The 11,560-nt window shown below is 73.8% G+C and carries 11 protein-coding genes and 1 pseudogene; 5 read left to right on the forward strand and 7 right to left on the reverse strand.

The window, feature by feature from the left end:
* Positions 1–21: 21 nt before the first annotated feature.
* Complete coding sequence (gene soxR / locus RZ84_RS07760) at positions 22–594, reverse strand: redox-sensitive transcriptional activator SoxR (protein WP_052229825.1); 573 nt, start codon at positions 592–594, stop codon at positions 22–24.
* Between the two features lie 103 nt (positions 595–697).
* Between soxR and RZ84_RS07765 the strand changes: the two genes are divergently transcribed.
* Positions 698–1,159 (forward strand): MaoC family dehydratase, encoded by a 462-nt coding sequence (locus RZ84_RS07765; protein WP_043263670.1) that lies wholly within the window; start codon positions 698–700, stop codon positions 1,157–1,159.
* 24 nt (positions 1,160–1,183) lie between these two features.
* Here the strand turns inward: RZ84_RS07765 and RZ84_RS07770 are convergent, their stop codons facing one another.
* Positions 1,184–1,810, reverse strand: coding sequence for a TetR/AcrR family transcriptional regulator (locus tag RZ84_RS07770; protein WP_043263671.1), 627 nt, complete (start codon positions 1,808–1,810; stop codon positions 1,184–1,186).
* Between the two features lie 155 nt (positions 1,811–1,965).
* Complete coding sequence (locus tag RZ84_RS07775) at positions 1,966–3,117, reverse strand: acyl-CoA dehydrogenase family protein (protein WP_043263672.1); 1,152 nt, start codon at positions 3,115–3,117, stop codon at positions 1,966–1,968.
* Positions 3,118–3,194: 77 nt separating this feature from the next.
* On the opposite strand from RZ84_RS07775, the gene RZ84_RS07780 reads away from it, so the two are divergent.
* Positions 3,195–3,839, forward strand: a complete 645-nt coding sequence (locus RZ84_RS07780; protein ID WP_043263673.1) for a TetR/AcrR family transcriptional regulator — start codon at positions 3,195–3,197, stop codon at positions 3,837–3,839.
* A 106-nt stretch (positions 3,840–3,945) separates the two neighbouring features.
* Here RZ84_RS07780 and RZ84_RS07785 read toward each other — a convergent pair whose 3' ends face one another.
* The 3 genes from RZ84_RS07785 to RZ84_RS07795 form a co-directional block, all read right to left on the reverse strand.
* A complete protein-coding gene (locus tag RZ84_RS07785; protein WP_043263674.1) occupies positions 3,946–5,046 on the reverse strand; it encodes a Zn-dependent alcohol dehydrogenase in 1,101 nt (366 codons plus the stop codon).
* Positions 5,047–5,166: 120 nt separating this feature from the next.
* A complete protein-coding gene (locus RZ84_RS07790; RefSeq protein ID WP_043263675.1) occupies positions 5,167–6,561 on the reverse strand; it encodes an aldehyde dehydrogenase family protein in 1,395 nt (464 codons plus the stop codon).
* A gap of 146 nt (positions 6,562–6,707) precedes the next feature.
* Entirely contained in the window at positions 6,708–7,319 is a 612-nt protein-coding gene (locus tag RZ84_RS07795) for a TetR/AcrR family transcriptional regulator (RefSeq protein WP_052230441.1), read from the reverse strand.
* A gap of 244 nt (positions 7,320–7,563) precedes the next feature.
* On the opposite strand from RZ84_RS07795, the gene hmgA reads away from it, so the two are divergent.
* Entirely contained in the window at positions 7,564–8,898 is a 1,335-nt protein-coding gene (hmgA, locus tag RZ84_RS07800; RefSeq protein WP_043263676.1) for a homogentisate 1,2-dioxygenase, read from the forward strand.
* Between the two features lie 17 nt (positions 8,899–8,915).
* On the forward strand, positions 8,916–9,665 hold the full coding sequence (locus RZ84_RS07805) for a GntR family transcriptional regulator (RefSeq protein WP_043263677.1): 750 nt from the start codon (positions 8,916–8,918) through the stop codon (positions 9,663–9,665).
* A gap of 48 nt (positions 9,666–9,713) precedes the next feature.
* Here RZ84_RS07805 and RZ84_RS07810 read toward each other — a convergent pair whose 3' ends face one another.
* Positions 9,714–11,105, reverse strand: a complete 1,392-nt coding sequence (locus RZ84_RS07810; RefSeq protein WP_043263678.1) for an MFS transporter — start codon at positions 11,103–11,105, stop codon at positions 9,714–9,716.
* Between the two features lie 171 nt (positions 11,106–11,276).
* Here RZ84_RS07810 and RZ84_RS40765 point away from each other — a divergent pair.
* Positions 11,277–11,560: pseudogene (locus RZ84_RS40765) on the forward strand (DNA methyltransferase); the annotation flags it as partial.

Consider the following 11,560-nt stretch of genomic DNA (forward strand, 5'->3'; position numbering starts at 1 on the left):
CGGCGGCCGGGCCGGGCGCGCTCATCCGCGGCCGGTGCGGCGCCCCGGCGCAGGGGCGCACCCCGCGTCGCCCGGCGCGCACGGCCCGGCGCCGCCGTCGCCCGGCGGCGCCGGAGCAGGGACCGGGTCCTTGGTGCCCCGGTCCACCCGCAGCCGCCGCGCGCCCGGCCCCTGTTCGCCGAGGTTGTCGTACGGGTTCGACAGCGCGCACGTCTGAAGCGAGAGGCAGCCGCAGCCGATGCAGTCGGTCAGCCGGTCGCGCAACTCGACGAGTTGGCTGATCCGCTCGTCGAGTTCGGAACGCCACACCTCGGACAGCCGGGCCCAGTCCTCGCGGTTGGGGGTGCGCTCGTCCGGCAGCTCCGCCAGTGCGTCCCGGATCACCGCGAGCGGGATCCCGACGCGCTGCGCCGCCCGTACGAACGCGACCCGGCGCAGCGCGTCGCGGGTGTAGCGGCGCTGGTTCCCGGCTGTGCGGGTGCTGCTGATCAGCCCCTTCGACTCGTAGAAGTGCAGCGCGGACACCGCCGCGCCGCTGCGCGCGGAGAGCTGGCCGACCGAGAGTTCATGGACCTTGTACGGAAGCTGTGGCACGCCTCAACCCTACGACCTGCCCTGAGGCGACCGTTGACAGCGGGCCCGCGCACTCGCATCCTGAGCAAGCGCTTGGTAAGCGACGCTGAGGAGGCAGACGGAGATGGCAGAGCCCCGGGTGTTCGGGTCGGTCGAGGAACTGCGGGCCGCGGTCGGCGCGGAGTTGGGTCCGAGCGACTGGCTGGAGGTCGACCAGAAGCGGATCGACCTGTTCGCGGAGGCCACCGGTGACCACCAGTGGATCCACGTCGACCAGGAGAAGGCCGCGGCCGGCCCGTTCGGCACGACCATCGCGCACGGCTATCTGACGCTGTCGCTGCTGCCGGCGCTGGTCCCGCAGCTGATGCGGGTCGACAACGTGAAGATGGGCATCAACTACGGCACCGACAAGGTCCGTTTCCCGGCGACCGTCCCGGTCGGCTCGCGGCTGCGGGCCACCGCCCGGATCGCGGAGGTGGCCGAGGTGCCCGGCGGGGTGCAGCTGACCACGGTCGTGACGATCGAGCGGGAGGGCGGCGACAAGCCGGTGTGCGTCGCGGAGTCGGTCAGCCGCTTCTACCTTTAGTTCTCCCGATAGCCGGTCCGGCGGTCAGGCCGGCGGGGCACCCACCATGCGCAGGACGAGGTCGGCGTAGAGCGCGCCGACCTCGTCGGGTGTCCGCGGGCCGTCGGCGGAGAACCAGCGGGCCACGTCCACGCACAGCGACAGCACGGCGAGGGTGGTGCCCGGCACGTCGCCGACCCGGAACTCGCCGCTGTCGGCGCCGTCCTGGATGATCTGGCGCAGCAGCCGGTCGGTGCGCCGGCGCAATCCGGCGATCTCGGCGTAGTGGGCGTCGCTCAGCGCCTGGAGTTCGTACTGGATGACCCGGGCGGTGGTGTGGTGCTCGGCGTGCCAGCGGGCGAAGGTCCGTACCGCGTCGCGCAGCCGCTCGGTGGCGCTGCCCGTGGCCTCGGCGGCGGCGCCCATGATGCGCAGCGCCTTCTCGTGGCCGATGCCGCTGATGCGGTAGAGCAGCTCTTCTTTGGTCTTGTAGTGGATGTAGAGCGCGGCCGGGCTCATCCCGGCGCGGCCGGCGATGTCGCGGGTGGTGGTGGCGTGGTAGCCGCGCTCGGCGAACGCCTCGACGGCCGCGCTGACCAGCCGCCGCGCGGCGTCCGGGCTCACCCCGGCCCACTCCTCGCTCTCCCGCGCCGCCCGCTCCGCCGCACCCATCGCGTACCCCGCTCCTCGATCCGCCAGGGAACTTCCTCTGCCCGGATCGAACACCATACCGCGCGACTGAGCAAGCGCTTAGGTCTGCTTCCGGGGGCGCAGCGGGACGGGGCGGGGGCGGGCGCCGGGACGGAAGCGTACGCGGCGAGCGCCGGTCAGAAGGCGGAGACCCCGGTGAGCGCGCGGCCGATGACCAGTTTCTGGATCTGGCTGGTGCCTTCGTAGAGGGTCATCACCCGGGCGTCGCGGAGCAGCTTGCCGACCGGGTACTCGTCGATGTAGCCGTAGCCGCCGAAGACCTGGAGGGCGTTGTTGGCGGCGCGCACCGCGGCCTCGGAGGCGAACAGCTTGGCCTTGGACGCCTCGGTGGCGAACGGCTCGCCGCGGTCGACGAGATCGGCCACCCGCCAGGTCAGCAGCCGCGCGGCGTCCACGTCCACCGCGATGTCGCAGAGGAGTTCCTGGACGAGCTGGTGGCGGGCGATCGGCGTGCCGAACTGCTCGCGCTCGCCGGCGTACCCGACGGCGGCGTCCAGCGCGGCCCGGGCGATGCCGACGCAGCCGGCGGCGACCGACATCCGGCCCTTGGCCAGCGCGGACATGGCGACCGAGAAGCCCTTGCCCTCGGGGCCCAGCATGGCGGAGGCGGGCACGCGTACGCCCTCCAGGGCCAGTTCGGCGGTGGCCTGGCCGCGCAGCCCGAGCTTGCCGCGGATCTCGCGGCGGGTGAGGCCCGGGGTGCCGGTCGGTATCAGGAAGGCGCTGATGCCCTGGTGGCCGGGGGCGCCGCCGGTCCGGGCGAAGAGCAGCACGACGTCCGCCCAGGTGCCGTTCGTGATGAACGTCTTCGCGCCGTCGATGACGTAGTCCCCGCCGTCACGGACCGCCCGGGTGGTGAGGTTGCCCGCGTCGGAGCCGGTGCCGGGCTCGGTCAGGCCGAAGCAGCCGACCACCTCGCCGGAGGTCAGCCGGGGCAGCCAGGCGCGCTTCTGCTCCTCGTCGCCCCAGGAGGCGATGGTCTTGGCGACCAGCCCGAGCGAGACCGAGACGATGCCGCGCACGGCGGAGTCGCCGCGCCCCAGCTCCTCGGTGACCAGGGCGTACGCGAGGTGGTCGCCGCCGGAGCCGCCGTACTCCTCGGGGACGGTCAGCCCGAGGAAGCCGAGGGCGCCGAGCTTCCTGACGATGCCGGGGTCGACCCGCTCCGCGCGGTCCCAGGCGGCGGCGTGCGGGGCGATCTCGCGGTGGACGAAGTCCTCGGCGAGCCGGCGTACGGCGGCCTGTTCGGCACTGAGCTCCAGGTTCATCTCGGGCCCCCTGTCGGCGGGAAGACGTTTAATTAGCGCTGCTAGTTTTTCGCGAGGCAGCCCCTACTATGTGCGTCATGGCCCGACCCCGCAAGCCCCTTCTGAGCCGCGAGCGCATCGTCACCGCCGCGCTGGCGCTGATCGACGCCGAAGGGCTCGCGGCGCTCTCCACCCGGCGGCTGGCGGCGGAGCTGGGCGTGAGCGGACCGTCGCTCTACAACCACTTCACGACCAAGGACGAGATCCTCGACGCGGTCGCGGACACGGTCGTCGCCGAGGTCGACGTGTCGACGCTGGAGGGCGGCGGCGACTGGCGCGCCGGACTGCTCGACTGGGCCCGCTCCTACCGCGCGGCGCTCGCCGCCCATCCGCACATCGTGCCGTTCCTCGCCCAGGGCCCCGGCCGCCGCCCCGCCGGGCTGAAGATGGCCGACGCGGCGTTCGGCGGCATGGTCGAGGCCGGCTGGCCGCCCGCACAGGCCACCAAGGTGTGCGAGATGGTCCGCTATTTCGTCGCCGGCTCCGCGCTGGGCTCGTTCGCCCGCGGCTTCGTCGACGACCCCGGCGCCTACGACCCCGACACCTATCCGCACCTGGGCCAGGCGCACCTCCTGGCGGAGCATCAACGCCGGGTCGACGAGGGCGCCTTCGAGGCCGGACTGCTCGCGCTGGTGGACGGCCTGACGCTGCATCACCCGGAGCTCGCCCCGCCCGGGTCATAGCTGGTGCACCGCGCATCAGCCCCTGGCGGGCAGGGGCCGAAGGCGCCTCCGGGGGCGGCGCGCACGAGCCGGACGCGCCGGGCCCCGGGCTGACCGGGTGCGTGCCTCAGAAGACGACCAGCGCCCGACCGCCCTTCCCCGCGAGCATCGCCTCGAAGGCGGCGGGGATGCCGTCCAGCTCGATCCGGTCGGTGACCAGGGCGGAGAGGTCGAGCGCTCCGGAGCGGACCTGCTCGGCGATGACCGGGAGATCGTGCGCCGGGTCGCTGTTGCCGTAGACGCAGCCGGAGAGCGTCCGGCCGAAGTAGAAGAGCTCCAGGGCGGAGAACGCCACCTGCTGGTCCTTGCCGCCGATGCCCACCACGGTCGTCCGGCCGCCCCGCCGGGTGGCGGACCAGGCGGTGCGGATGGTGTCGGCGCGGCCGACGCACTCCACCGCGACATCGGTGCCGAACCCGCCGGTCAGCGCGCGGATCCGCTTGGCGCACTCCTTCTCGAAGGACCCGGTGTCGCCCGCGACCACGAAGTCGGTGGCCCCGGCCGCACGCGCCAGCTCCTCCTTCGCCGGCGAGACGTCCACCGCCACGATGGTGTCCGCCCCGGCGATGCGCGCCGCCTGCACGGTGGCCAGCCCCACCCCGCCGACCCCGAACACCGCGACCGACTCCCCCGCCCGCACCCGGGCGCTGTGGTGCACGGCGCCCCAGCCGGTGAGCACCGCGCAGCCGAGCAGCGCCGCGTCGGCCAGCGGCACCCCGTGGGGCAGCGGCAGCGCGGCCCGCTCGGGCACCACGGTCTCCTCGGCGAAGACGGCGGTGCCCAGGGCGGCGTAGAGCGCACTGCCGTCGGTGGCGCGGGTGGCGTACGGGGTTTCGCCGGCGCGCCCGGAGTGCACGCACAGCCAGGGCTCGGCCAGCTCGCAGAACCGGCAACTCCCGCAGGACGGGGCCCAGTTGAGGATGACGCGGTCGCCGGGGGCGACGGCGGTGACCTCCGGTCCGACCGCGGTGACGGTGCCCGCGCCCTCGTGCCCGAGCACGGCCGGGACGGGCTGCCGCAGCGTTCCGTTGGACAGCGACAGGTCGGAATGGCAGACACCGGCGGCGGCGAGCCGGATACGGACCTGGCCCGGCCCCGGCTCCGGCAGCTCGATCTCGGTGATCTGGAGCGGGGCGTTGACGGCGGGCAGTACGGCGGCGCGGACCACGGGATCTCCTCGGGGCGGGTGGCGGACGGCGGCGGGCTGGTGGGATGGCTGGGTCGCGGGCGGCCGGGCCGGGCGGCGCCGGCGCTCCGTCAGGGGGCGACGGGCTGGGCGCCGACGGGCTCAGAACTGGAGCGACTTCGTGTGCAGGTACTCGGCCAGGCCGTGCGGGCCCAGCTCGCGGCCCACCCCCGACTGCTTGTAACCGCCGAACGGGGCAAGCGGGTTGAAGCGTCCACCGTTGATGTCGACCTGCCCGGTGTCGAGCCGGCGGGCGAAGGCGACCGCCTCGGCGTCGTCGCCGGCCCAGACCGCGCCGGCGAGGCCGTAGACGGTGCCGTTGGCGATCCGTACGGCGTCGTCCTCGTCCTCGTAGCGCAGGATCGACAGCACCGGACCGAAGATCTCCTCCTGGGCGATGGCCATCTCGGGGGTGACCTCCGCGAAGACGGTCGGGGTGACGTAGTAGCCGGCCTCGGCGGGTGCCTCCGGGCCGCCCGCGACGAGCCTGGCGCCCTCGGCGATGCCCCGCTCGATGTAGCCGCGCACCCGGTCCCGTTGGCGGGCGCTGACCAGCGGGCCGACCCGCTCGCCGGGGACGTACTTGGCGACCGCGGCGGCGGCCAGCGCGACCGCCTCGTCGTAGCGGTCGGTGGGGACCAGCATCCGGGTCCACGCGCTGCACGTCTGGCCGGAGTTGGCCATGACGTTGGCGACGCCGACGGCCACCGCCTTGCCGAGGTCGGCGCTGGGCAGGATGACATTGGCGGACTTGCCGCCCAGCTCCAGCGCCACCCGCTTGACCGCGGCGCCCGCGATGGCGCCGATCTTCCGGCCGACGGCCGTCGAGCCGGTGAAGGAGACCAGATCGACGCCGTCGTGCTCGGCGAGCGCCTGGCCGGCGACCGGCCCGAGGCCGGTGACGAGGTTGAAGACACCGGCGGGCACCCCGGCCGCGTCCACGCACTCGGCGAACAGCTGGGCCACCAGCGGGGTGTCCTCGGCCGGCTTGAGCACGATCGTGCAGCCCGCGGCCAGCGCCGGGGCGACCTTGGCGACGATCTGGTGCAGCGGATAGTTCCAGGGCGTGATCGCGCCCACCACGCCGACCGGTTCGAGCAGCACGGTGGAGTTGCCGACGGTCTCCTCGAAGGCGTACGTCCGGGCCAGCTCGGCGTAGGAGCCGCAGACCGCGACCGGCACCCCGGCGTGCACCGCGGTGCTGAAGGCGAGCGGTGAGCCCAGTTCGGCGGTGACGGTCGCGGCGATCTCCTCGGCGCGCGCGGCGAGTTGGTCGCGCAGCGCGGCCAGCCGGTCGGCGCGCACCGCGGGCGGGGTGGCGGCCCAGCCGGGCAGCGCGGCGCGGGCGGCCCGCACCGCGGCGTCCACGTCCGCCGCGGAGCCGGCCGGGACGGTGCCGATCACCCGCTCGTCGGCCGGGTCGACGACCTCGATCGTGCCGCTGCCCTCGGCGGGGCGCCAGCTGCCGTCGATGTACATCGCGTCGTGCTGCTTCACGTCGTGGTCCTCCCGGGCCGCCTGGTCGTCCTTCGACCCTAGGGGGCGCCTCGGGCACCTCCCAGGGAGACACCAGCCAAACTAGCGCCGGTAGTTTCGTGGCCGCCAGCAGCTCTCGGCCACCCGCGCCCCCGGTAGGCCCACGCCTACCCGGCCCACCCGGCCTGCCCGTCCAGATATCGCGCGTCCAGATATCGCGCCAGATACGCCCGCAGCAGTTCCTTCGTCTCGGCGACGATCGCCGGATCGCCGCCGGGGTCCGTGCGGAAGGCGAGCTGGAGCAGCGCGTCGGCCGTCTCGACGCCGACGAGGAAGGCGGTGCGCAGCCGGTCGTCGCCGGCGTCCAGGCCGAGCCGCCCGGCGAGCAGGCCCAGCAGCCGGTCGGCGACCTCGTAGTTGGCCTGCCGGGTCTCGCGCGGGGCGGGGACGGTGAACTCGACCAGGGCGAAGCCCGGCACCGTGCGCTTCATGGCGAGGTACTCGTCGACCACCACGTCCATCGCGCCGCGCCAGCCCGACGGCTGCCCGGGGGCGGTCAGCCGGGCGGTGATCCGGTCCGCGTACGCGTCGAGGTTGCGCCGGGCGAGCGCCTCCGCCATGGCCCGCTTGTTGGGGAAGAAGCGGTAGACGGAGCCGATCGGGACCCCGGCGCGGCCGGCGACCGCGCGGGTGCTGAGGTCCTCGTATCCGGTCTCGTCCAGCAGCTCGGCGCAGGCGTCGAGGATCCGGGCCAGGCGCTGGGCGCTGCGCCGCTGCACGGGCGCGCGGCGGAGCGGGGACGGAACGGCGGAGGGTCCGGCGGCGGGGGCGGCGGCGGGGGCGGACCGGGGGGCGGGATGAGGCGTCGATGGCTGCACACGGTCATCTTGCCCGCCGTGCGGAGCGGGGATGGCCCGGGGCGGCGATCCGGCCATGTCCGGAGGTATCCGTTGACGATCTCCCCTCGCAATCCTAATGTTTTGCATAGGATTCCTTGAGTTCCGTGAGCGGCGGGAGCGCGCGATGACAGGTACGGGCAACGAGCAGGCGAGGAAGACGGCCGAGGGGCTGACCTACTCCTCCGGCTTCGGCAACGAGCACAGCTCGGAGGCCGTCCCCGGCGCGCTGCCGGTGGGCCGCAACTCCCCGCAGCGGGCCCCCCTCGGCCTGTATGCCGAGCAGCTCAGCGGCTCGGCGTTCACCGAACCGCGCCGCCACAACCGGCGCTCCTGGCTCTACCGCATCCGTCCGTCGGCCGCGCACCCCCCGTTCCTCCGCGCCAACCGGGGCGAGATCCGCTCCGCGCCGTTCACCGAGTGCCTGCCCGACCCCAACCGGCTGCGCTGGAACCCGCTCCCCGAACCCGCCGATCCGACGGACTTCGTGGATGGCCTGTGGACCCTCGGCGGCAACGGCGACGCCACCCAGCGCGCGGGCATGGCCGTGCACCTCTACCACGCCAACGCCTCCATGGACCGGCGGGTGTTCGGCGACGCGGACGGCGAGCTGCTCATCGTGCCGGAGCGCGGCGGGCTGCTGCTGCGCACCGAATTCGGCCTGCTGCGCGCCGAACCGGGCCATGTGGCGCTGGTCCCGCGCGGTGTGCGGTTCCGCGTCGAGCTGCTGGACGACACCGCCCGCGGCTATGTCTGCGAGAACTACGGCCGCCCCTTCGAGCTGCCCGACCTCGGCCCGATCGGCGCCAACGGCCTGGCCAACGCCCGGGACTTCCTCGCCCCGACGGCCGCCTACGAGGACGTCGACGGACCGGTCGAGGTCGTGAACAAGTTCGGCGGCAATCTCTGGACGGCGACCTACGACCACTCGCCGCTGGATGTCGTCGCCTGGCACGGCAACCACCTTCCGTACGTCTACGACCTGCGCCGCTTCAACGTCATCGGCTCGATCAGCTACGACCACCCGGACCCGTCGATCTTCACGGTGCTCACCTCGCCCTCGGACACCCCTGGCCTGGCGGGCGTCGACTTCGTGGTGTTCGCGCCGCGCTGGCTGGTCGGCGAGGACACCTTCCGGCCGCCGTACTTCCACCGCAATGTGATGACCGAGTACATGGGCCTGATCGAGGGCGCCTACGACGCGAAGACGGCGGGCCCGGGGGGTTTCGTCCCGGGCGGCGGCTCGCTGCACAACATGATGTCCGCGCACGGCCCCGACCGGGAGACCTTCGAGCGGGCCAGCGCCGCCGAGCTCGCCCCGCAGAAGATCGACGACGGGCTGGCCTTCATGTTCGAGACCCGCTGGCCGCTGACGCTCACCGCGCAGGCCCGGGACGCCGGACACCTGCAACGCGGCTACGACGACGTATGGCAGGGTCTCCAGCGCCACTTCCGCCCGTAGGACCCAGGGACCGCTCTGTGACCACCTTCGCTCCCGACTCGCTCGCCCTGAACCGCAAGCTGCCGCTGTGGTACCAGGTCTCGCAGTCCCTGCGCGCGTCCATACTGGGGCGCTCGCCCGAGGCGCCGCTCCGGCTCCCCACCGAGGAGGCGCTCGCCGAGCACTACGGCGTCAGCGTGCTGACGATGCGTCAGGCACTCAAGGAGCTGGAGACGGAGGGACTGATCAGCCGGCACCGGCGCCGCGGCACGTTCATCGAGCCGAGCGCGCAGCGCGGTGCGCCGGTCCGGCTGCTCGGGTCGGTGGACGCGATCGTGGCGCAGCAGTCCGGGATGCGGACCACCCTGCTGGAGCACGGACCGGTCCCGGTACCCCACGAACTGTCCGAGTTCTTCCCGGACATCGACGAGGTGGCCGGTTTCCGGCGGCTGCGCGGCGACGAGGCGTCGGGCGAACCCACCAACCACGCGCGGAACTACGTCCGCCCGGACATCGCCGACCGGATCGACCTCGCGGACCTGGAGCGCTGGCCGATGACCAAGGTACTGCGGGACGCGGTCGGCGTCCGGATCAGCCGGATCACCGACACCGTCGAGGCCCGGCTGGCCGACCCCGAGACCGCCCGGCTGCTCCAGGTGCCGCTGCTCAGCCCGATCCTGCACTACACCGGCATCACCTACGACGCGTCCGGGCGGGTGCTCGACGTCGCCCGGATCCACTACCGCGGCGACCGGTTCTCCTTCACGGTGACGCTGGAGGCGCACTGACCGGCCGCGTGCGGCCATCGCATCCACCGGCCACCGGCCGCCCGGTGTTCAGATCCGCTCCAGACTCCGCCCCGTGCTGCGCGGCCCCAGCAGCGCCACGTCCAGGCACAGCAGCACCATCAGCACCGCGGACCCGGCGAACACCGCGGCCGGGCCGAGGTCGGTCAGCACGGTCAGCGCGACGAACGGCAGCACGACCGAGGTGAGCCGGGACAGCGAGTAGGCGATGCCGATCGCGCTGCTGCGCAGGCCGGTCGGGAACAGCTCGGTCTGGTAGACGTGGAAGGCGTTGGAGAAGACGTTGCTGCACACCGTCAGCAGGAAGCCGAAGACGACCACGGCCCAGGGGGCGGCGGCGAAGCCGAAGGCCAGGCCGCAGGCCGCGATGCCGAGCGCGGAGGCGATGATGAGCGTGCGGCGCTCGATCCGGTCGATGAGCGGGATGGACAGCGCGGAGCCGATCGGATAGCCGCCGAAGCCCAGCGCGGCGTAGAGCAGCGAATCGGTGACCGTGAACCCCTTGGCCGTCAGCACCACCGGCGCCAGCGAGCCGAAGCCGTAGTAGCCGACGGTCTGCAGCACCTGGAAGACCCACCACATGAACGTCCGCCGGCGGTGGTCGCCGCGGAACATCTCGCCGAGCGGCACCCGGCGCTCCGGCACCGTCTCCGCCTCCGGTACGGACGGCAGGCTCTGCCCGGTCTCCGCCGCCACCCGCTCCTCGACGCCGGCCACGATCCGCCGGGCCTCCGCGTCCCGCCCCTGGACCACCAGCCACCGTGGCGACTCCGGGAGTTGACGGCGCATCAGCTGGAGGAAGCCGGCCCCCAGCGCGCCGGCGATCAGCAGCCAGCGCCAGCCGTCGATGCCCAGCAGCTGGTGCCCGGCCACCAGCCGGGCGCCGAGCAGGGCCGCCACCGGGACCCCGACGAACCCCAAGGTGTACGCGTAGGCGAGGTAGCGACCGCGTACCGCCCGCGGGAGGAACTCGGCCAAATAGGTATCCACCAGGACGAGTTCGGCGCCGAGTCCGAGACCGGCGAGGAAGCGCAGCGCGAGCAGCCAGGACAGGTTCGGCGCGCCGGCGCAGGCGAGCGAGAACAGCGCGTAGCAGCCCAGGTTGACCAGGAGCATCCGGCGCCGGCCGAGCCGGTCGGCGAGCACGGCCAGGACATTGGCGCCGGCGAACATCCCCAGGAACCCGGCGGCGATCACCCAGGACCTCGCGGTGTGGCCGAGGTGCCACTGCGCGGCGAGGACCGCGGCCAGCACACCGCCGAGGAAGATCTCGTAGAGGTCGAAGAAGGCGCCGATACCGACGACGAGGGTGATCCGGCGGTGCCACCGGGACGGCGGCAGCCGGTCCAGCCGCGCCGCGGCCCTGGTCGCGGCGGGGGGCCCCCCCCCCCCCTCGGGCGCGGCGGAGGCGGTGTCCCTCATGGCGGTCCTCCCCTTGGCAGGCGTGGTACGGCCAGGACCGTACTCCGCCAAGATCAGCAAGCGGAAGACCGCCTCCGCCCGCCCGGACCGCCCGCAGGGTGCCGGCGCACTGCGTCCGCCCCCGTCGCTACCATGCCGGGGATCAACCGTACGGTCCGGGAGGGGCTCCGCGTGACGGCGAAGCAGGGTGCGCCACAGGCCGGTGGTGCGCCGCGGCTGTCCGAGCTGATGCCGTGGTCCGTGCCGCCGCTGCGGCTCGGGCGCTCATGGGTGCGGGCGCCGGACGCGGCCACGCTGCGCGCCCGGTGGAAGGCGCTGGCGGACGCCGGGGACGAGGCCGCCCGTGCGCGGCTGTTCCGGCCGTCCCGGTCCCGGACGCCGGATTCCGCGGTCGGCCAGCTGCCGGGGCAGGCCACCCCCACCGGGCCGCTGTCCCGGGCCGGCGGGCGGGGCCC

It is taken from the genome of Streptomyces sp. CT34 (assembly GCF_000805335.1).
GTDB lineage: Bacteria > Actinomycetota > Actinomycetes > Streptomycetales > Streptomycetaceae > Streptomyces.